Annotated in this window: 17 protein-coding genes; 6 read left to right on the forward strand and 11 right to left on the reverse strand. The window is 69.7% G+C overall.

Annotation, left to right across the window (positions count from 1 at the left end; translation table 11 throughout):
- Positions 1 to 32: 32 nt before the first annotated feature.
- Genes ACWEKS_RS17215 through ACWEKS_RS17225 form a run of 3 tightly spaced genes read left to right on the forward strand, consistent with a single transcriptional unit; the run spans position 33 to position 4516 of the window.
- On the forward strand, positions 33 to 1244 hold the full coding sequence (locus ACWEKS_RS17215; protein ID WP_452341069.1) for an HpcH/HpaI aldolase/citrate lyase family protein: 1212 nt from the start codon (positions 33 to 35) through the stop codon (positions 1242 to 1244).
- A complete protein-coding gene (locus ACWEKS_RS17220) occupies positions 1241 to 3694 on the forward strand; it encodes a phosphoribosyltransferase (protein WP_452340997.1) in 2454 nt (817 codons plus the stop codon). The genes ACWEKS_RS17215 and ACWEKS_RS17220 overlap by 4 nt, the downstream gene beginning before the upstream one ends.
- Before the next feature lie 18 nt (positions 3695 to 3712).
- Entirely contained in the window at positions 3713 to 4516 is an 804-nt protein-coding gene (locus ACWEKS_RS17225; protein ID WP_364609748.1) for an HAD family hydrolase, read from the forward strand.
- On the opposite strand, the gene ACWEKS_RS17230 is transcribed toward ACWEKS_RS17225, so the two are convergent.
- From ACWEKS_RS17230 to ACWEKS_RS17250, 5 genes are all read right to left on the reverse strand, one after another.
- Positions 4517 to 5275 (reverse strand): isocitrate lyase/PEP mutase family protein, encoded by a 759-nt coding sequence (locus tag ACWEKS_RS17230; RefSeq protein WP_452341070.1) that lies wholly within the window; start codon positions 5273 to 5275, stop codon positions 4517 to 4519.
- Entirely contained in the window at positions 5256 to 5990 is a 735-nt protein-coding gene (dhaM, locus tag ACWEKS_RS17235) for a dihydroxyacetone kinase phosphoryl donor subunit DhaM (RefSeq protein WP_452340998.1), read from the reverse strand. The genes ACWEKS_RS17230 and dhaM overlap by 20 nt, the downstream gene beginning before the upstream one ends.
- 8 nt (positions 5991 to 5998) lie before the next feature.
- The gene (gene dhaL / locus ACWEKS_RS17240; RefSeq protein ID WP_452341071.1) at positions 5999 to 6616 is read right to left on the reverse strand and encodes a dihydroxyacetone kinase subunit DhaL; all 618 of its coding nucleotides are present in this window, start codon (positions 6614 to 6616) and stop codon (positions 5999 to 6001) included.
- Positions 6616 to 7617: a dihydroxyacetone kinase subunit DhaK gene (dhaK, locus tag ACWEKS_RS17245; protein ID WP_452340999.1), complete on the reverse strand. Its 1002-nt coding sequence runs from the start codon at positions 7615 to 7617 to the stop codon at positions 6616 to 6618. The genes dhaL and dhaK overlap by 1 nt, the downstream gene beginning before the upstream one ends.
- 81 nt (positions 7618 to 7698) lie before the next feature.
- On the reverse strand, positions 7699 to 8469 hold the full coding sequence (locus ACWEKS_RS17250) for a hypothetical protein (protein ID WP_452341000.1): 771 nt from the start codon (positions 8467 to 8469) through the stop codon (positions 7699 to 7701).
- 89 nt (positions 8470 to 8558) lie between these two features.
- Here ACWEKS_RS17250 and ACWEKS_RS17255 point away from each other — a divergent pair, with 89 nt between their 5' ends.
- Positions 8559 to 10103 carry a TerD family protein gene (locus tag ACWEKS_RS17255; RefSeq protein ID WP_452341001.1) on the forward strand — a complete coding sequence of 515 codons (1545 nt, stop codon included), beginning with the start codon at positions 8559 to 8561 and terminating at the stop codon, positions 10101 to 10103.
- Here the strand turns inward: ACWEKS_RS17255 and ACWEKS_RS17260 are convergent.
- From ACWEKS_RS17260 to ACWEKS_RS17270, 3 genes are all read right to left on the reverse strand, one after another.
- The gene (locus ACWEKS_RS17260; RefSeq protein WP_452341072.1) at positions 10100 to 11713 is read right to left on the reverse strand and encodes a glycosyltransferase family 87 protein; all 1614 of its coding nucleotides are present in this window, start codon (positions 11711 to 11713) and stop codon (positions 10100 to 10102) included. The two genes, ACWEKS_RS17255 and ACWEKS_RS17260, sit on opposite strands and share 4 nt — an antisense overlap.
- 93 nt (positions 11714 to 11806) lie before the next feature.
- Positions 11807 to 14320, reverse strand: a complete 2514-nt coding sequence (locus ACWEKS_RS17265; RefSeq protein WP_452341002.1) for a transglycosylase domain-containing protein — start codon at positions 14318 to 14320, stop codon at positions 11807 to 11809.
- A 469-nt stretch (positions 14321 to 14789) separates the two neighbouring features.
- Positions 14790 to 15203, reverse strand: coding sequence for a DUF5318 domain-containing protein (locus ACWEKS_RS17270; RefSeq protein WP_354841034.1), 414 nt, complete (start codon positions 15201 to 15203; stop codon positions 14790 to 14792).
- 279 nt (positions 15204 to 15482) lie between these two features.
- Between ACWEKS_RS17270 and ACWEKS_RS17275 the strand changes: the two genes are divergently transcribed.
- Entirely contained in the window at positions 15483 to 16040 is a 558-nt protein-coding gene (locus ACWEKS_RS17275) for a PadR family transcriptional regulator (protein WP_040862623.1), read from the forward strand.
- On the forward strand, positions 16033 to 17130 hold the full coding sequence (locus tag ACWEKS_RS17280; protein WP_452341003.1) for an inositol-3-phosphate synthase: 1098 nt from the start codon (positions 16033 to 16035) through the stop codon (positions 17128 to 17130). The genes ACWEKS_RS17275 and ACWEKS_RS17280 overlap by 8 nt, the downstream gene beginning before the upstream one ends.
- A gap of 59 nt (positions 17131 to 17189) precedes the next feature.
- Here the strand turns inward: ACWEKS_RS17280 and ACWEKS_RS17285 are convergent, their stop codons facing one another.
- The 3 genes from ACWEKS_RS17285 to ACWEKS_RS17295 all read right to left on the reverse strand — a co-directional run bounded on the left by ACWEKS_RS17285 (position 17190) and on the right by ACWEKS_RS17295 (position 20720).
- The gene (locus tag ACWEKS_RS17285; RefSeq protein WP_452341004.1) at positions 17190 to 17615 is read right to left on the reverse strand and encodes a GyrI-like domain-containing protein; all 426 of its coding nucleotides are present in this window, start codon (positions 17613 to 17615) and stop codon (positions 17190 to 17192) included.
- Between the two features lie 7 nt (positions 17616 to 17622).
- The gene (locus ACWEKS_RS17290) at positions 17623 to 18078 is read right to left on the reverse strand and encodes a GyrI-like domain-containing protein (RefSeq protein ID WP_354841042.1); all 456 of its coding nucleotides are present in this window, start codon (positions 18076 to 18078) and stop codon (positions 17623 to 17625) included.
- 335 nt (positions 18079 to 18413) lie between these two features.
- Entirely contained in the window at positions 18414 to 20720 is a 2307-nt protein-coding gene (locus ACWEKS_RS17295) for a transglycosylase domain-containing protein (RefSeq protein ID WP_452341005.1), read from the reverse strand.
- Positions 20721 to 20742 lie beyond the last annotated feature (22 nt).

The raw sequence follows: 20742 nt of genomic DNA on the forward strand, positions 1-20742 counted from the left end.
TCAGCAGGAGGACGACCGCGACGATGACCGCGATGATCACCAGCGATCCGGATGTCGCCCCGGTCTCCCTGCGGAAACGCTTCCCGCTACGGCATTTCCGGCAGGTGCCGGGCCCGGAGCTGCGGCGGCTGTTCCACCGGCTGCCCGAACCCTTCGGCGGCACCGCCGACCGCCACCTGCTGGCCATGGCGCTGGGCGCGACCCTGTACGTGCCCGCCACCCGGCCCGATCTGACCGCCACCATCCTGCGCCGCGCCGAACGCGGCGTGTGCTCGATGGTCATCGACCTCGAGGACGCGGTCGCCGACCACGCCGTCGAAGCCGCGAAATGGCAGGCCGCCCGGACCGTCGACGAACTGGCCGCCAGCGGCGAGGCCTACCCGCTGCTGTTCGTGCGGGTCCGCGACCCGCACAGCATCGGTGAGATCGCCGACCGGCTCGGGCCCGGGGCGGCGGCGCTAACCGGCTTCGTGCTGCCCAAATTCGACAGCTCCTGCGCGGCCGACTACCTGCACGCGCTGGGCCTGGCCGCACAGCGCCTGGGCCGCACCGTCTTCGGGATGCCGGTGCTGGAATCCCCCGTCCTGGTGCATCGCGAGAGCCGCGACCGCGAACTCCGCCGGATCGGCGCGCTGCTCGCCGAGCACCGCGAACGGATTCTCGCCGTGCGGATCGGGGCCACGGACATGTGCTCCACCTTCGGGATTCGCCGCGACCGCGACCTCACCATCTACGACGTGCGCGTGGTCGCCGACGTGATCGCCGACATCGTCAACTACCTGGGTCGCACCGACGGCACCGGCTTCACCATCACCGGACCGGTCTGGGAGTACTTCGCCGACCATGCCCGCATGTTCCGGCCGCTGCTGCGCACTTCTCCGTTCGCCGAGGTGGACGCCGTCCCCTTCCGGCAGTCGCTGGTCAGCCGCGATATGGACGGGCTGCTGCGGGAGATCACCCTGGACCGCGCCAACGGGATCCAGGGCAAGACCGTCATCCACCCCTCGCATGTGGCCGTCGTGCACGCCCTCTCGATCGTCACCCACAAGGAATACGCCGATGCCGCCGGCATCCTGAGCACCGCCGCGGGTGGTGTCGCCGCCTCCGAGTACCGGAACAAGATGAACGAAATGCGCCCGCACCGCAGCTGGGCGCACCAGATCATGCTGCGCGCCAAGGTCTTCGGCGTCGCCAATCAAGGAGTCTCCTTCGTGGACCTGCTCAAGGCCCTGGTCGAATCGTGACCGCCGATCCCGCGCTACCCTGGGCCACCCGGCACCTCGGGCTCACCCTCCGCCACACCGATTCGGCACTGCTGGCACCTGATTGGCGCATCGACACGCTCGTCGAACCCGGCCTGCGCCGCAATCCCCGCCGCGCGCACCTGCTGGTCTCGACCGTGCTGGGGAAACATCTCCCGACCGACCCGCATCGCGTGCTCGACGCGGGCAACCGGCTCGGCGACCTGGTGCGCGAGCTGCTCGCGGGAGATGCTGCGCCGCAGCCGAATCGGCCGGTCACCGCCGCGGTGGTGCTGGGCTTCGCCGAAACCGCGACCGGACTCGGCCACACCGTGGCGGCCCGCCTCGGCGCGCGCTGTTACCTGCACTCCACCCGTCGCGACGTGCCCACCGCCGAGACCCTCGCCGGTTTCGAGGAGGGCCACTCGCACGCCACCTCCCACCTGCTGCAGCCGATGCCGGCCGCGATCTTCCACAACGACCTGCCCATGGTGCTCGTCGACGACGAGATCTCCACCGGCGCAACCGCTCTGGACGCCATCCGGGCCCTGCACACGCACACTCCCCGCAGTCACTACATCCTGGCCTCGCTGGTGGACATGCGCACCGAGGCCGACCGCCGCGCCTTCGACACGGCGGCGGCCGGACTCGGCGCCCGCATCGACACCGTCTGCCTGGCCAGCGGCAGCACCCGCCTGCCGGCGGGCCTGATCGACGCCGTCACCGCCCTGCCCGAACCGGTACTCAACCCGATCGCGGATCGCACCGGAGCCTGCCGCCGCGTCGAACTGCCCTGGCCGCAACAGGTTCCCGAAGGCGGCCGCCACGGTTTCCTCGACTCGGATGCCATGCCCTTCGATGCGGCGCTCACCCACGCGGTGGCCGAGCTGACCCGTGCCCTCGCGACGGTGACCGATGCGACGGACCCTCGGCGCCCGGTGATCGTCGTCGCCCACGAGGAACTCATGTACCTGCCGCTGCGGATCGCCGCGGCCCTGGCGGACAGTGGAATCCCCACCCGATATCAGACCACGACGCGCTCCCCCGCCTACGTCCTGGACGAGGCGGGCTACCCGCTGCGCCGCGGATTCCGTTTCGCCGCACCCGAACTCGGTGAGGAAAGCCCGCGCTTCCTCTACAATGCGCGCTGGCCGGGCGCCGAGCCCGCCGCCGACCCGATCCTGCTCGTCATCATCGACCGTCCCGCGGACACCGAAAAGCTCACGGCTGCCGGTGGACTCGTCGATGTCCTGACCGCGTCGGGCGCAGACGTGCTGCTGGCCGTGCTCCCCGACGCGGACCCGCGCGCCCTCGCCGCCGCCCGCTCGGGCCGCGCGCGGGAGCTGCCGGAACCGTTGTACGGGCCGGAGTTCGGGTCGTATGCGCGGGACGAGGTGGCGTGGCTGTTGACCGATCTGTCCGGGGTGGCGCTGGAAGCCGATGTGGCGGAGCGGGAACGGCGGATTCAGGCGGGGGTGGCGCATTACGCGGAGTCGCTGCCGGTGGAGTATCAGCCGGACGCGGCGTACCGGGAGTTGTTCGAGCGGGTGCTGGCGGACAGCGCCGAGCGGCTGGCGCTGGCGGTGGCGACCGTGTCGGAGTTGGTGATCAGCGAGCGGGGCCGCGACGTGGTGCTGGTGTCGCTGGCTCGGGCCGGGACGCCGGTGGGGGTGCTCATGCGGCGCTGGCTGGGGAGCCGGGGAATCGAGGTTCCGCACTACGCGGTGTCGATCGTGCGGGATCGGGGGATCGACGCGACCGCACTGGATTATCTTGCCCGGCAGCACGATCCGGCGCAGGTCGTGTTCGTGGACGGGTGGACCGGCAAAGGCGCGATCACCCGGGAGCTGACCGCCGCACTGGATGCCCATCACGCGGCGGGCGGGGCGCGGTTCGACCCCGACCTCGCGGTGCTCGCGGATCCGGGCAGCTGTGTGCGGACCTACGGCACCCGCGACGACTTCCTGATCGCCTCTGCCTGCCTGAATTCCACTGTCTCGGGACTGGTTTCGCGCACGGTGCTCAATGCCGGCCTGATCGGGCCGGGACAGTTCCACGGGGCCAAGTTCTATCGCGAGCTCGCGGGCCAGGATGTGTCCGGCCATCTGCTCGACACCGTCAGCGCCTGCTTCGACCGGGTGCGGCCGCTGGTGGACGCGCGGGTACGCGACCTGCGAGCCGCCGACCGGAACCCGACCTGGGCGGGCTGGGAGTCGGTGGAGAGTGTGCGGGCGGCCTACGGGATCTCCAGCGTGAATTTCGTGAAACCCGGTGTGGGAGAGACGACCCGGGTGCTGTTGCGCCGGGTGCCGTGGCGGGTGCTGGTGCGGGATCCGCACGCGGCGGAACACGCCCATATCCGCCTGCTCGCCGCGGCACGCGGCGTGCCGGTCGAGACGGTGCCGGATTTGGCGTATGCCTGTATGGGCTTGATCAAGGAAGTGAAGGGGTAGCCGGTGCGGCAGCACGGGATGATGGTGGCGACGGATCTGGATCGCACGGTGATCTACACGCGGGCGGCCTTCGGGAACACCGAACCGGACACGGTGTGCGTGGAACACCATGAGGGACAGCCGCTGTCGTACATGACGGTCGTCGCGGCGCAGCGGCTGAGCAGGCTCGCCTCGGCGGCGGCCGTGGTTCCGGTCACCACCCGCACCATCGAGCAGTACCACCGGGTCCGGCTGCCCGGCGGGCCCCTGCCCTACGCGGTCACCAGCAATGGCGGCACCATCCTGCGCAACGGGCTCCCCGACCGGCGCTGGCGTTCCGCGCTGGACGCTCGGGTACGCGCGGAATGCGCCACCCTGGTCGAGGTGCGCACCGAACTGCGTGCGCGCGTGGACGAATCCTTCGCGCTGCGCCTGCGCGAGGCCGACGACCTGTTCTGCTACCTGGTGGTGGACCCGCAGCGGGTGCCCGCCGGCTTCCTCGCCGACTGGGACGCCTGGTGCCGCCCGCGCGGCTGGACGGTCTCCCAGCAGGGCCGCAAGATCTACACCATGCCCGCGCCGGTCTGTAAGAGCCGCGCGGTGCAGGAGGTGCGCCGCCGCCTGCTGGACGCCGGCGAACTGCATCCCGAATCGCGCCTGCTGGCCGCGGGCGACGGTGCGCTCGATGCCGAGATGCTGCGCACCGCCGACGTCGCCATCCGGCCCCGCCACGGCGAACTGGAACAGCGGAACTGGAACCACCCGCGCGTGGCCGTCACCGCGGCGTCGGGCATCCGCGCCGCGGAGGAGATCCTCGACTACTTCCTGCGGGTCCGGTCCTGATCAGCGCCAGCCGGCCAGCAGGGTGTTCGCCGCCTCGGTGAGGGCGCGCTGCAGGAACGGGCCGAAACTGACTCGCGCCACGCCGAGTTCGGCGAAGTAGGCGGGCGAACCCTGGTCGGGCAGGCCGATGGCATTGACCGGCAGCGGCAGTTCCGAGGTCAGCGTGCGCTGCACGTCCGGCTCGTGCCGGCCCACCGGGTACAGCACGTCCGCGCCCGCCTCGGCGGCCAGCCGCAGCCGGGTGAGCGCGCTCTCCAGCCGCTCCTCCGGGGCGCCGGTGTCCGGGCGCAGGAACACGTCGGTGCGGGCGTTGATCACCACGTGCACGTCGGTGGCGTCCGCGGCGGCGCGCAGCTCGGCGACCAGGTCGGCATGCTCCTGCGGGGTGCGCAGCCGCCCGCCCTCGCTGTGCACGGAGTCCTCGAGATTGAAGCCGATCGCGCCCGCCTCGAGCAGGCCCTCGATGATCCGGGAGGGCTTCTCGGCGTAGCCGGACTCCAGGTCGACCGACACCGGAATGTCGACGGTGGCGGTGATCTCCCGGACCCGGCCCAGCACCTCGGCGAAGGTCATGCCCTCCCGGTCGGGCTTGCCCATGGAATCGGCGAGCGGGTGGCTGCCGATGGTGAGCGCCCCGAATCCGGCGTCCTGCACCAGCTTCGCGGACCAGGAATCCCAGACCGTCGGCAGGATCACCGGATTCCCGGGCTGGTGCAGGGACAGTAACGTCGTGGCTTTCTCAGCGAGGCTGGTCATGATCTCGATTCTCGGTCACGGCGCGGACTTTGGCGACCGCCCGCGCCGCTTCGGGCCCGGTCGCGCTGACTTCCAGCCGCTGGCCGGGATGCACGCCGAGGGTGAGCACCCGGGTCAGGCTGTCGCCCGGGACCGGACCGGCGCCGGTGGTGGCATTGCGCAGGGCCACCACCGCCTCGACCTCGCGCAGGGCCGAGACCAGCGCGGCGGCCGGGCGGGCGTGCAGGCCGTGTTCGTTCGTGACCTCGATGATTTCGGTGATCGCCGAATCATCCACAGGCTGCACAGCTGTGGATGACTGTGGATCGCCGGTGAGGCCGGTGCCGGCGGAGTCGGCGAGCTGCGCGCGTTTGGCGGCCAGGGCGTTCCCGGCCTCCCGCGCGACCGCGTCCAGATCGCCGCCACCACCGGCCGCGGCCAGCGCCGACACCAGGCCCTCGACCAGCGGTCCGGCGGAAAGCCGCACGGCGACGGGGGATTCGAGCAGATCCAGCGCGGTCTCGGCGGACAGCACCGCGCTGCCCAGATCCATCAGCACCAGGACGCCGTCCCCGCAATCGGCGGCGGTGATCGCCTCGGCGACAGCGACGGCGTCGGTACCGAATTCGGTATCGGACAGTCCCGCCGCGATCCGGACGGGCACATCCTGATCGGGCAGCAGCCGGGCGGCCAGCGCCACCGCCGCCTCGGCCAGCGCCCGGCTGTGCGAAACCACCACCAGGCCAATCATCGCAGCGCCTGTCCGGCGGCCCGGACCAGCAGCGCCGCACTGGTGGCACCCGGATCCTGGTGTCCCGCACTGCGTTCGCCCAGATACGAGGCCCGCCCCTTGCGCGCGACCAGCGGCGTGGTGGCGTCCCGGCCGGCCTCCGCGGCGGTCACGGCGGCATCGAGAGCCTGCTGTGCCGACCCGCCACCGGCGACGTGCTTCTCGAGAGCGTCGGCCGCGGGTCCCAGCGCATCGACCATGGTCTTGTCGCCGGGCTCGGCCTTGCCGCGCGCGATCACACCGTCCAGCCCGGCCCGGAACCCGCGCGCGAAATCGGCTATATCGGAACCACTTCCGATCGCCGCGGCGAAGCGCAGGAAGAACGTCCCGAACAGGGGACCGCTGGCACCGCCGATGGTGCGGATCAACACCATGGCGGTCTGCTTGCAGATCTCCCCGGGGCTGCCCGGAGTCGAATCATCCAGCGCCGCAACGGCAGCCGCCATGCCGCGCTGCATATTCGTGCCGTGATCGGCATCGCCGATCGCCGCGTCCAGCGCGGTCAGCTCGGTGGCGTTCTCGTCGACCAGTGCCGCGAAATCGCGGACCCACGCGGCCGCGTCCACCGCCGCCATCAGATCCCCCACCGCAGCGCCGGAGTCCGCACGGGCGCGTCCCACAGCGCCGTCAGCTCCTCGTCCAGCCTGGTCAGCGTGATCGAGCAGCCCGCCATTTCGAGCGAGGTGATATACGGGCCGACCAACGAGCGCTCGACGTGGATCCCGTGCCCGCGCAGGATCTGCGACACCTCGTCGAACATCACATACAGCTCGATGAGCGGCGTCCCGCCCATCCCGTTGAGGAAGCACAGCACCCGGTCACCCTGTGCGAAGGGCAGATCCGCGAGGATCGGCTCCAGCAGCAGCTGTGCCACATCCCGCGCCGGGGCCAGCGGCACCCGCACCCGGCCGGGCTCGCCGTGGATGCCGATGCCGATCTCCATCTCGTACTCGCCCAGCTCGAAGGTCGGATGCCCGACCGCCGGGACCGTGCACGAGGTCAGCGCCATGCCCATGCTGCGCGACTGCGTGTTCACCGCCTCCGCGACGCGCGCCACCTCCGCCAGCGGCCGGCCCTGTTCGGCGGCCGCGCCCGCCATCTTCTCCAGGATCACCGTGGCGCCCACGCCGCGCCGCCCGGCGGTGTACAGGCTGTCCTGCACGGCCACATCGTCGTTCACCACCACCGACCGCACCTCGGTACCGGTCCCGGCGGCCGCCAGCTCGGCGGCCATCTCGAAGTTCATGACATCGCCGGTGTAGTTCTTCACGATGTGCAGCACGCCCGCCCCGGCGTCCACCGCGGCGGTGGCGGCCTGGATCTGATCGGGCACCGGCGAGGTGAAGATCTCCCCCGGACAGGCCGCGTCCAGCATGCCGAGCCCGACGAACCCGCCGTGCAGCGGCTCGTGACCGGAGCCGCCGCCCGAGACCAGGCCCACCTTGCCCGGAACCGGCGCGTCTGCGCGCACCACGATGCGCTGTTTCAGATCCACCCGCAGTTCGGGATGCGCCGCGGCCAGTCCGCCCAGCGCGGCAGCCACCACCTCGGCCGGATCATTGATGAGCTTCTTCACCGAATTCTCCCCTCGGAAGGCCGGTTCGGTTCCCTGCGAGCCAGACTCGCACCGCCGGTGCGGCTTTGGTGGCGATTCCGGCTAATGCTGTGGCTCGGCCGGCTCCTCCAGCGTGCGGGCCAGCTCGATATCGGTCACCAGTTGCACCATCAGATCCCGCAATTCGCAGTCGGGCAGGTGCTCGGCCGCGAATTCGAACGGCTCGGACACGTCCAGCCCGCCCTGGGTGGCGGCCAGGATCACCCAGGGAATCCCCACCTCGGCCACCCCGAGCCGCTCCCGGATCAGGTCGGTGGTGTCGTCCACCAGGTCGGCCCGGGCGGCCACCGTGGCCGTCATCTGCTCGTCCAGTTCGGCGCGGCGGCGCTCCAGCAGCCCGGCATCGGCGCCCGCCTCCTGCATGGGCGTGGTACGCACCGACCCGTCCTCGTAGACCTGGAAGCCCTCGTTCACGCAGATGGTGCCCAGCTTCACCTCGGCGTCGGCCAGTTCGGGCAGGGTGCGCAGGCAATCCAGCACCGCGTCCAGCGCCGCCACCAGGCGATCGCGAATATCGCGGCGGCGCACCAGCTCCCGATCGGCGTCCTCCCGCTCGGACAGCACCTGTTCGACCGCGCGGCCGATCTGGAAGGCCATGGCGGTGGACTCGGGGGCCCAGCCGCCGCTGGGGACGTACTCGCCACGTTTGGGGGTGATGGTGTCCAGGAAGGCGTTCACGGCATCGAGCAGGTCGCGCAGCTGGTCTCGGGACACGGCGGGGTGCCGGAAGGCTCGCAGATACTGTTCGTGCGCTTCCGCGGGATCGACCTCACCGTCGCTCACCCAGCCGATACTGCCACGCCGTCCGGGCATCCCCGGACACCACCGCAACCACGGCGCGGGTCCGTGTCGCCATGGTCTCGTAGAGTGGCAACGACAGCACCGACAACGAAGGGTCGATCTTGTCCGCAGTTTTGGTGAAGGGCCAGAACGGCCCTCTGAGCGTCCATGACCTGGTGATCAGCGTGCAGGTGGCGGCACCGGCCGACCTGTCCGCACTGCTGGTCACCACCGCCGGCACGGTGCGCTCCGATGCCGATTTCGTGTTCTTCAACCAACCCTCCGGGCCCGGTGTAACCCTGCGGCCGGGCCCGCCCGGTCAGCCCGCCGTCCTCGCCGTGTCGCTGGACGCGATTCCCGCTGATATCGAACAGCTTCGGGCGGTCATCACCCTCGACGACGCCACCGCCAGCTTCGGGCAGCTGTCCGTGCCGGTCGCGCAGGTCAGTGATGCGGCCGGAAACGCGTTGTACGAGTTCCGGATCGAGGGCCTCAGCAGCGAATCCATCGTCATCGCACTGGAGTTGTACCGGCGCCAGGGCGGATGGAAGGCCCGCGCCGTCGGACAGGGCTACGCGGGCGGATTCGCCGCGCTGGTCACCGACCACGGCGTCCAGGTGAACGAGGCTCCGCAATCCCCCGCATCGTCCCCGGCGCCGCCGCCCCCGCCCGCCCCGGAGCAGTTCGCGCCCGCGCCGCAGCAATTCACCTCCCCGCCACAGCAATTCGCGCCCGCGCCGAGCGGATACCCGGCCCCCGCGCCCACCGGCAACTACACGCCGACCGGCGGCTACCCGCCGCCCGCACCGGGACCGGGTTATCCACAGCCCACCGACCAGTACCCGCCGGCCGGGGGCTATCCGCCGCCGCCCGCGCACTACGCGCCCACCGGCGGCTATCCGCCGCCCGCACCGACCGAGCAGTACCAGCCCACGGGCGGCTACCCGCCGCCGACGGGCACGGGGTATCCGCCTCCGGGACAGTCGTATCCGCCACCGCCCGCCTACCAGCAGCCCGTCGGCGACTATCCCCCGCCGGCGGGCGGTTACTCGCGGCCGGCGCAGGAGGACCGCGATCTGCCGGTCGGCCACGCCGTCAGCCTGGTCAAGGGCCAGCGCATCAACCTGCGCAAAGAAGGCGGCAGCGCACTGGGTTACGTGAAGATGGGCCTGGGCTGGGATCCGGTCAAGCGCGGCGGCATCTTCGGCAACAAGTCCGTCGACGTGGACCTGGACGCCTCGGTGGTGCTCTTCGCCGACCACAGCCCCGTCGATGTCGTCTACTACGGCAGCCTCAACTCCAAGGACGGGGCCATCCGCCACCAGGGCGACAACCTGACCGGCGAGGGCGACGGCGACGACGAGGAGATCATGGTCGATCTCTCCCGCGTCCCGGCCCAGGTCACCACGCTGCTGTTCATCGTGACCTCCTACAAGGGCCACACGTTCGAGCAGATCGCCAACGCCTACTGCCGCCTGGTCGACGCCGCCACCAATGCCGAACTCGCCCGCTACACCCTCGCGGGCGGCATGTCCTTCACCGCCATGGCGATGGCCAAGGTGTACCGCCCGGCCCCGGGCGCGGACTGGAAGCTCCAGGCCCTCGGTGAGGGATTCCAGGCCAAGCACCCCGGCGAGGCGGTGCCGCAGCTGGCCCGCTTCCTCTAGGGCGCCGGCATCGACTGCCTGGGCCGCAGCAGCGGCGGCAACCAGGCATGCGAAGGATCCGGGGCGCGGTCGACGATGCCGCCCCCCGGATCGTCGGCGCCGTCGCGACGCACCGGATCCTCATCCGGACGATAGATCCGCCGGATCACCAGGACGCACAACCCGATCACCGCCAGATCGCGCAGCACCACCGTGCCGGTGAACCACTGCTCGGGCAGGCCCTTGTGGTCCTGGCCCAGGTAATAGAACATGCGCGGCACCCAGACCAGGGCGTCGATCGTCATCCACGCCAACAGGATTCGCCGCTCCGGCAGCGCCAGCACCGCCAGCGGCACCAGCCACAGCGAATACTGCGGGCTCCACACCTTGTTGGTCAGCAGGAACGCCGCCACCACCAGAAATGCCAACTGCGCCAGGCGCGGCCGGCGCGCCGCGGTCAGGCCGATCCAGCCGATGCCCGCGCAGGCCGCCAGGAACAGCAGCAGCGACACCGCGTTCAGCACAGTGGGCGCCTGCTGCGCGCTCAGTATCCCGTCGAAGCCGGTCCAGCCGGTGAACGAGGTGATCACGTTGTAGACCGAATCCGGGTCGGCATGCCGTTCGGTATTGAGCCGGAAGAACTCCCACCAGCCGTTCGGGTACAGCGCCGCGATGGGCGCGTTCACCGCCAGCCAGGTGATGGCCGCCGCCGCGATGGCCCCGCCCGCCGCGCGCAGCGGCCGGATGCCGCCCCACGCCGCCTCGTCCTCACCGAGTCGCTCGGCGCGGGCGCACAGGATCAGGATCGGCCCCAGCAACAGCAGCGGATACAGCTTCGCCGCCCCGCCCAGGCCCAGTAGTATGCCCGCCAGCACCGGCCGCCGCCGCGCCCAGGCCAGCAGCCCGCCCGCCGCGAAAGCCGTTGCCAGCGTGTCGAAATTGGTGAACGCATGCACCAGCACCAGCGGCGACAGCGCCATCAGCGCGGCGTCCCAGACCCGCCGTCCGGCCGTCAGTGCCGTCGCCCAGATGGTCACCAGCCAGGCCAGCGAAAGTCCGATGGCCACCACATCGAAGTAGATGACCACCTCGAGCGCCTGGTGTCCCGGCAGCGGAGACAGCTTCCACGCCTTGGCGATTCCCATGGACACGTACTGGTACAGGCCCGACAGCACCGGATACTCCATGTACCGGACCTGCGGGCGGCCGTCGGGGAACTCCACCCACTGCTTCTTGTACGGGAAGGCGCCCTCGTTGAGATGCTCGGCCCCGTACAGCGGGACGGTGTCGGAGTAGCACATGGCGATGTACTGGCGGCCGTTGTTCCAATCCAGGCCCATGACGCCGTTGGCGTCCGGCCGCTGCTGGATGCAGCCCGCCTTGCCGAACCAGCTGAACGCCAGGAACAGCACCGCGAACGCCATCAGCACCCGCATGGGGGTCCAGAAACGCACCCGGCCGATCACCGCGTGGTCGCCGACCGGCCCGCCGATCAGATCGCAGAGCTGCGCGGTCAGCGTATCGGTGCGACTGGGCTTGTCCCGGTCGTCGGCCGACCGCAGATCGGCCGCCAGCGGTTCCGGGGACTCGTAGACCACCGGCGTATCGCGCTGTGCGCCAGCATGTTCCACTCCAGCTGCCTCCCCCGGCTTCAGCGCGTCACCGGCCGGCGCGCCCGAGGCGCCCGGCCGGTACACCAGTTCCTGCTCGATCACGGCAGCAGGCTACCGAGTCTGCTGCCGTCCGTTGCCGTTGCCGGTCCCATTGCCGTTTCCATAGCCGCCGTTCGGTGCGGTCGTCGGTGTCGAACCGTCGGCCGGCGCCACCGGCTGACCCGGCATCGGACCGGTCCCATTGCCGTTCCCGTTGCCATTGCCATTGCCATTGCCCTGATCCTGGGTCTCCGGCTGGGATTGCCGCTGGTTCTGCGGATTCGGCGCCAGCCCCGGAACCGGAATCGACCACGGCAGACCCGGAATCGGCATCTGGCTGGTGGTGATCACCGGCGGCGCCACCGGCTGCTCGGTGGTCGAGGGCGCGGTGTACGGCGCCGACCACGACGGCACACCGGCCTGGCCGCCGATCACGCCCGGCTTCGGGAAGTTCTCGTTGGGGGTGCCCTTGAGGGCGCCGTCCATGGTGGCCTTCCAGATGTCGGCCGGCAGACCCGAGCCGTAGATCATGCCGCCGCTCGCATTGCGCAGCGCGTCACCCTGATCGGTACCCACCCAGACCGCGGTCGACAGCGACGGGGTGAAGCCCACCATCCAGGCGTCGCGGTTCTCGTTGCTGCCGTCCTTCTGGTTGGTACCGGTCTTGGTGGCCGAGAGGCGGCCGCCGGCGAGCTGGTGGTTGCGCGACCACGCCGCGATGGGCTTCATCGCGTCGGTCACGTTGTCCGCCACCGACGCCGAGACCCGCTGCTCACCCGCGGTCTCGCCGCGATCCAGCAGCACGGTGCCGTCGGAGGCGACGACCTTCTGCACGAAGTGCGGCGCGTGATACATGCCCGAGGCGGCCAGGGTCGCGTACGCGGAGGCCATGTCCAGCGTCCGCACCCGGTACTGGCCCAGCACGATGCCGTTGTTGGGCGCGCTGCCGTCCGGCTCGACCAGCGTCTTGCCCACGCCCGGAATGGTGTCCGGGATACCGAGCTTGTGCGCCATGTCGGCGATCTTCTGCGGGCCGTTGCCCGTCATGTCCAGCTCCATGCGGTAGAAGCTGGTGTTCAGCGAGCGCTTGAGCGCCTCGGCGATGGTGCACATACCGCACTGCTCGCCCTCGACGTTGGTGATCGTGATGCCGTGCACGGTGACCGGCGAGGAGTCGTACAGCGTCGAGAGCGGCTTGCCCATCTCCAGGTTCTCGGCCAGACCGAACACCTTGAACGAGGAGCCCGGCGGCAGACCCTGATTCGCGTAGTCCAGGCCCTGGCCGTCGGAGCCGCCGTAGTAGGCGCGCACCGCACCGGTCTTCGGATCCACCGACGACAGCGCGGCGCGCAGCTTGTCGGGTTCGCCGTCCATCACCTTGGTGACCGCGTCCACCGCCGCCTGCTGGGCCTTGGGATCGATGGTCGTGGTGATCTGCAGGCCCTCGGTGTTCAGATCGTGCTCGGTGATGCCGGCGGCCTCGAGCTCCTTGAGCACCTGGGTCTTGATCAGGCCTTCCGGCCCGGAGTCCAGCGTCTTGTCCTTCTGCGCCTGCGCCGCGGGAATCACGGTGGGGTACTGCATGTTCGCGCGGTCCGTCGCGGGCAGGTTGCCGCCGTCGACCATGCCGTCCAGCACGTACTTCCAGCGCGCCTGCGCCCCTTGCGGATTCTTCTCCGGATCCAGGTTCGACGGCTGCTGGATGGTCGCGGCCAGCACCGCGCCCTCGGCCACCGACAGGTCCTGGACCTTCTTGTCGAAGTACGCCTTGGACGCCGCGTCGATACCGTAGGCGCCGCGGCCGAAGTAGATGGTGTTCAGGTACGCGGCCAGGATCTGATCCTTGGACCACTGCTTGGCCATCTTGGCCGAGATCACCAGCTCGCGCAGCTTACGGGTCAGCGAGTGCTCGTTACCGACCATCGCGTTCTTCACGTACTGCTGGGTGATCGTCGAACCACCACCGGCGTCGGTGTTGCCGGTGAGCTGACCGACGAACGCGCGGCCGAAGCCCTGAATGGAGAAGCCCGGGTTGGTGTAGAAGGACCGGTCCTCCGCGGCGATCACGGCATTGCGCACGTGCGGCGGAATCTGGTCGATCGTCACATCGGTGCGGTTGCCCTCCGGCGGAATGACTTTGGCCAGCACCGAACTGCCGTCGTTCATGAACATGGTGGCCACCTGATTGTTCTTCAGGTCGCCGGGCTGCGGCACGTTCACCGTCGAATACGCGTACAGGAACACCGAACTCGCCAGCCCGAGCACCAGTGCCATGCCGATGTAGACCAGGCGCCGCGCCAGCCGCCAATACGAGGTCTTGCGAGAGCCCTTGCCGCCCTTGCCGCCGCCTCCACCGGAGCCGCCACCAGGCCGCCGCGGCGGCGGACCCGAGGGGGTGCCGCCCTGCGCGCGCCGGGCCGCGGGCTGCGCGCCCGACGGCGGGCGGGTGCGGTCCTCGGCCGGGCGCGGCCGGGTACCGGTGCCCGCGCCCGAGCGCACCGCACGATCGTCGATCCGCTGGGTGCGGTCGGAGGTGGCCGCCCGCGAGATGTGATTCGGAACCGCCTGGCGCGCTCCGGTATTCACCCTCTCGTTCGGGCCGGAATTGGCGGGATTGGGAAGCCTGCGTGTCGCATCCGGATTGCCGGGACGCTGGGGCGGGGGCCCCGGGCGCCGCGGCGGCTGCCCGCCCTGCGGCGCGGGTCCGCGCTGCGGCTGCCCGTTGGGTCCGCGCGGCGGCATGCCACCGGGACCTCCCACGGGTCCGCGCTGCGGGACACCATTCCCCGGCCCGGGACGTCCCGCGGGCTGACGTGCCCCGGGCGGCGGTCCTGCCGGTGTCGCTCCACCTCCCTGTGCTTGCGGCGGGTAGCCGCCGGGGCCGGGTTGCGAACCGCCACGGGGGCGGCCGCCGTGCGGTCCGTCGTCATAGGGCGATGTCACAGCCTGGCTCTCCAATAACTAGGTCGATACGGTCCGGGTGGCTCGATGCGGTCACGCGCGTGCACCGCGGCGGGCAGGCTCCTGCCCGCTGTTCAGCAGTCGACGTGGCCTCTCACTCGGCGGCCGTGCGCCGGGCGCTGGTGCGCCGGCGGCGTGTCGGCGCCGGGGCCAGCCCCAGCACATAGGACTGCACCAGATGGTTCCAGCTACAGGTCCGGCACACCTCGACCACATGCACCGAGAACTCTTCCCGAGTCTCGGCCAACCGGACCAGTTCCTCCGGCGTGCGGGCGGAGCCCGCCACGGGACCGAGCCCGTCGCCGTAGACCCACGATACGAGAGTCAGCTGCTCCTTCCTGCAGATAGGGCATGTGACCTCGCTCCCCCGCCCATGGAACTTCGCCGCACGCAATAGGTACGGATTCGCATCGCACACTTCGGCGACGTCCACCCGGCCCGCGTAGACGTCGGCCAGCAGGGACCGGCGCCGGAGCGCATAGTCCACTACCTGCCGCTGTATTCGCACGGGACCCAGAGTACTTGCGGGCCCCCGGAGCACGCACGCGCTGTTCCGCCTCCCCGGAACTTTTGCGGACGGCCGGGAGCCGTCGGCACTGGTCACCCGGGCCGGCGGGTGGGTGCCAACCCGATCCCGAGGGGGTACCCGGTGAGTTACCCGATCGGGCGGAGATCGGTCGTCACGTTCGGATACGCCGCATGGCGCGTGTAAAATATATCGGCGCGATATAGTTTGGAACTGCATCCATCGGTTAGATCTGAACAGCACAGTCAGGAGGTGAAGCCCGTGCTCGAGTTGGCAATCCTCGGGCTGCTCCTCGAATCACCGATGCACGGCTACGAGCTGCGCAAGCGGCTCACCGGTCTGCTGGGCCCGTTCCGGGCCTTCTCCTACGGGTCGCTGTATCCGACCCTGCGGCGCATGCAGTCCGACGGCCTCATCGCGGAGGAGAGTCCGCAGGGCTTGGCAACACGCCGTGCGCGGCGCGTCTACAACCTGACCGACACCGGGCGGGAGCGGTTCGCCGAACTGCTCGCCGACACCGGACCACAGAACTACACCGACGACGGCTTCGGCGTTCATCTGGCCTTCTTCGGCCGCACCCCCGCGGAAGCGCGGATGCGAATCCTGGAGGGGCGGCGGAGGCAGGTCGAGGAGCGCCGAGAAGGACTGCGGGAAGCGATAAAACGCGCCAGCGGGCAACTGGACCGCTATACCCGCCAGCTCCATCAACTCGGTCTCGAATCAAGCGAGCGCGAAGTGCGCTGGCTCAACGAGTTGATTGCTGCGGAGCAATCGACGAAGGCGGCACCACAGAAAGAGGGAAATATCGGCCATGAGTGAGATCAACACCGAAGTTCGGGTGGCCATCGTCGGCGTGGGTAACTGCGCATCTTCCCTGGTTCAGGGCGTGCAGTACTACAAGGACGCGGACGAGAATTCGACCGTTCCCGGGCTCATGCATGTGAAGTTCGGTCCCTACCACGTCCGCGACGTGAAGTTCGTCGCCGCGTTCGATGTCGACGCCAAGAAGGTCGGCTTCGACCTGTCCGACGCGATCTTCGCCAGCGAGAACAACACCATCAAGATCTCCGACGTGCCGCCGTCGGGCATCACCGTGCAGCGCGGTCCGACGCTGGACGGCATCGGCAAGTACTACGCGCAGACCATCGAGCTGTCCGAGGCCGAGCCGGTCGACGTCGTCAAGGCGCTGAAGGATGCCAAGGTCGACGTCCTCGTCTCCTACCTCCCGGTCGGTTCCGAAGAGGCCGACAAGTTCTACGCCCAGTGCGCCATCGACGCGGGTGTGGCCTTCGTCAACGCGCTGCCGGTGTTCATCGCCTCCGACCCGGAGTGGGCCCAGAAGTTCGTCGACGCCGGCGTGCCGATCGTCGGTGACGACATCAAGTCCCAGGTCGGCGCGACCATCACCCACCGCGTGATGGCCAAGCTGTTCGAGGACCGCGGCGTCGTGCTGGACCGCACCTACCAGCTCAATGTCGGCGGCAACATGGACTTCAAGAACATGCTCGAGCGCGAGCGGCTGGAGTCGAAGAAGGTCTCCAAGACCCAGGCCGTGACCTCCAACCTCGAGGGCCCGCTCGCGGGCAAGGTGTACGACCGCAACGTGCACATCGGCCCGTCGGACTATGTCGAGTGGCTCGACGACCGCAAGTGGGCCTACGTCCGGCTCGAGGGTCGCGCCTTCGGCGACGTGCCGCTGAACCTGGAGTACAAGCTCGAGGTGTGGGACTCGCCGAACTCGGCCGGCATCATCATCGACGCCGTGCGCGCGGCCAAGATCGCCCGCGACCGCGGCATCGGCGGCCCGGTCCTCCCGGCGTCGGCCTACCTGATGAAGTCCCCGCCGAAGCAGCTCGCCGACGACGTCGCCCGGGCCCAGCTCGAGGCGTTCATCATCGGGGCCGAGTAGGAACCCGCAACGCAAAGGGCGGCATCGCGAATCGCGATGCCGCCCTTCGTCGTTCGATGTCAGTCGAGGGAGACGTAGACCTCGACCGAGGTGGGGCCGGTGTAGCGCTCGATCTCCGCGGCGTGGGACCGGGTGATGGTGCCCGCGTTCTCGGCCTTGGCGACCTTCGCCCAGGCGGTGCGCAGCAGGTCGTAAGGCTTGTCGGAGACAACGAATTTCGCGTAGCGGCCCGACGGGATGCGGGTCATCACATCGCCGGTGTCGAGGTCGGCCATGCTCGAAAGCTCGTATCCCAGAACGGCAACCGCGTGGTCGTTCTGGCCGATGTAGGCCGCGACGCGTTCGACGCTCTTCTCGCGGGCCAGGTAGCGGTCCCAGGTGAAGTTGACCAGGTCCAGGTCGCGGGCGGTGACCTCGCGGCCCGCCAGGGGAATGGTCAGCCCGCCGACCAGGAACTCATCCAGGGTGACGATTTCGAAGTCCACAGCTCCCCTACCCCTCCGCGCTCAGATCCAGCGCGACGAAAACCTCCACCGTCCGGTTGTCCGGATAGTGCTCGAAATCCCCGGTGTAGGCGCGCACCAGGGTGCCGGCCGCCTCGAGGTCCCAGACCGTGCGCCAGATCGACACGATGGTGTCGCCGAGATTGTCGCCAGTGCGATTGAAGCGGGCGAATTTTCCGGCCGGGATACGGGCGAGTACATCGCCGGGCAATAGGTCGTCCGCCTTGTTGCATTCGTAGCCCACGATATGTGTCAGATACGAACCGATCTCGGGTGCGTGATCCACATAGGCGGTCGCCGGCGGGCCGGGCAGATCGCGTGCCAGATTACGTTTCCAAGCCTCCTCGACCTTCGCGCGGCGCGGCCCTTCGACCGCGAGTGCCGGACTGCGTAGCACCGTTCCGGCTACCAGCGTTTCGTGGCGTTCAACGACATTGAATTCCACCGGCGTCGCCCCTATGTCTCGTGCTGTTTCCGACCCCACCCTGCTCCCAACCCGCATCCTGCCACCGGCATTCGGAGTCGCTGAATCCGGTGGCGGCTTCCACAATATCCGCGGCCGCGCAGAGATGGGCAAGGAGGCGCGAAACATGATCTCTCCCGCCGCCCCGGGACTGCTTCCCCGCCTCCCCGAGACTTCAGCGCATGGTTGAGAGCCGTGGGAGTTGGGGACGCGTGCCGGCGGTTGGGAGCCGAATCCATTGTGGAAGTCCCCGGTGAGTTACCCCGACCGTTACGAAATCAGTTGGCACATTGGCATACGACGACAAGTCACCTGGCTCAGCCGGGGACGGGGACGCTGAGGCCGGGGAAGATTTCTACCTGTTTGGGGGTGGGGGCTGGGGGGATGACGAGGACCGGTTGTTGTTGGGGGGACGGGGTGGGTGGGTTGAGGATGTCGTAATTGCCGTTGCTGGGGGGTGTTGCGGAGGTCGGGTCGGGGGGCTGGTTGGGGATCAGGTTGCCGGGGGGTGAGGTGGGGTTGGGGAATTGGTCGATGGGGGTGCCGTCGAGGGCGGCGTCCATGGTTTGTTTCCACAGGTCGGCGGGGAGGCCGGCGCCGTAGATGGGGGCGCCGCGGGCGGTGCGGATGGGCTGGGGCTGTTCGGTTCCCATCCAGACGGCGGTGGAGAGGGTGGGGGTGTAGCCGACCATCCAGGCGTCCTTGTTCTGGCCGGTGTCGCCGAGCTGGGTGGTGCCGGTCTTGGCGGCCGAGGGGCGGCCGCCGGCCAGGGTGTGGCCGTTGGAGTAGGCGGCGATGGGGAGCATGGCCTGGGTCACGGTGTCGGCGATCGAGGACTGGATGCGCTGTTCGGGTTTGTTCGGGTCGGCGCCGCGGTCGAGGAGGACACGGCCGTCGCCGGTCACCACCTTCTGGACGAAATAGGGGGCGCGGTAGGTGCCGGAGGCGGCGAGGGTGGCGTAGGCCGAGGCCATGTCGATGGGGCGCACCGAGTAGGCGCCCAGCACGATGGCGGGCAGCGGCGGGCCGCCGCCGTCCTCGGTGAGCGTCTTGCCGGGCAGGCCCGGGATCTGGTCGGGGATGCCGGCCTGATGTGCCGCGTTCGCAATGGCTTTCGGGCCCTCGAACAGGGATTGGGCCAGCCGGTAGAAGCTGGTGTTGAGGGAGCGCTCGAGCGCTTCGCCGAGCGAGCAGATGCCGCAGGACTCGCCCTCCACATTCTGGATCTTCTCCCCATTGACGGTCAGGGGTGCGCTGTCGAGCCGGTACGACAGGGAAATGCCCTGCTCGAGTGCGGCCAGCACGGCGAAAGTCTTGAAGGCCGAACCGGTTTGCAGCGGGGCCTGTGCGAAATCGAAGCCGGTGCCGTCGGGTCCGCCGTAGTAGGCGCGCACCGCCCCCGAACGCGGGTCGATCGACACGACAGCGGTGCGCAGTTCGCCCGGCTGCCCGCCCAGTACCTTGCCGACCGCGTTCAGCGTGGCCTGCTGTGCTTTCGCGTCGATGGTCGTGATGATCTGCAGCGCACCGGTATTCAGCTCGCGTTCGCTGATGCCGGAGGCGCGCAGTTCGCGCAGGACCTGTGCGCGGATCAGCCCCTCGGGTCCGCGCGGGGTGCTGTCGTCCACCTGGGCGACCGGGACGATGGCCGGAAACTGGGTGGCGGCGCGGTCATTGCGGTTCAGTACCCCCATCTCGACCATGCCGTCGAGGACGTATCCCCAGCGGGCACGCAGCTGATCGAGGTGGGTCTCCGGATCCAGCAGCGAGGGGGTGCGGATCACCGAGGCCAGGACCGCGCCCTCGGCCAGGGTCAGTTCGGGCGCGGGTTTGCCGAAGTACGCCTTGGCCGCGGCCGAGATGCCGTAGGCGCCGCGACCGTAGTAGATGGTGTTGAGGTAGGCCGCGAGGATGTCGTCCTTGCTCCATTCGCGGGCCATCTTCGCGGAGATGATGAGTTCGCGCATCTTGCGGCTCAGCGTGCGTTCCGAAGTCAGGAAGGCGTTCTTCACATACTGCTGGGTAATGGTGGACCCGCCGCCCGCGTCGTCGCGGCCGAGCAGGTTGTCGCGGGCCGCACGCAGGAATGCGGAGGTGGAGAAGCCCGGATTGCGGTAGAAATTGCGGTCCTCGGCCGACAGCACGGCCCGGCGCACCGGCAGGGGCACCTCGGATAGCGGCACCGGCACCCGATTTCCTTGCGGCGGAACGACCTTCGCGATCACCGTGGTGCCGTCGGAGCCGAGGATGGTGGCGATCTGGTTGGTCTGCACTGTATCCGGGTCCGGGATCTCGGCGCTCCAGTAGGCGATGCCCACCAGGGTGGTCGGCATGATCACCAGGACCAGGAACAGTGCCAGCAGCAGCCGCCGGATGCGCTGCCCGCGGGTGCGGGGCGGTTTCGGCGCAGCTTCGGGCTGGTCGGGACCCGGGGGCGGTTTCGGGCGCCGCCGGGGCCGGCTGTGCGCGTGGGGACGCTGTCGATACGCGGCCGTGGTGGCCAGCTCGTCCCACCCGGCGGTGCCGGTCGATGACCCGGCGGTGCCGGTCGGTGACGCCCCGGCGGTGCCGGTCAGTGACGCGGATCTGCCACGCCGCCTGCTGCGGGACGAGCTCACGAGCATCTCCTTCCGGAGCGTCGACAAA

The organism is Nocardia sp. NPDC004711, from assembly GCF_053601595.1.

What these genes read in the sequence shown, in the direction of transcription:
- ACWEKS_RS17215 (WP_452341069.1), top strand. Translation starts at nt 33, where the DNA reads ATGATCACCAGCGATCCGGATGTCGCCCCGGTCTCCCTGCGGAAACGC.
- ACWEKS_RS17225 (WP_364609748.1), top strand. Translation starts at nt 3,713, where the DNA reads ATGATGGTGGCGACGGATCTGGATCGCACGGTGATCTACACGCGGGCG.
- dhaL (WP_452341071.1), bottom strand. Translation starts at nt 6,616, where the DNA reads ATGGCGGCGGTGGACGCGGCCGCGTGGGTCCGCGATTTCGCGGCACTG.
- ACWEKS_RS17250 (WP_452341000.1), bottom strand. Translation starts at nt 8,469, where the DNA reads ATGCCCGGACGGCGTGGCAGTATCGGCTGGGTGAGCGACGGTGAGGTC.
- ACWEKS_RS17280 (WP_452341003.1), top strand. Translation starts at nt 16,033, where the DNA reads ATGAGTGAGATCAACACCGAAGTTCGGGTGGCCATCGTCGGCGTGGGT.
- ACWEKS_RS17295 (WP_452341005.1), bottom strand. Translation starts at nt 20,720, where the DNA reads ATGCTCGTGAGCTCGTCCCGCAGCAGGCGGCGTGGCAGATCCGCGTCA.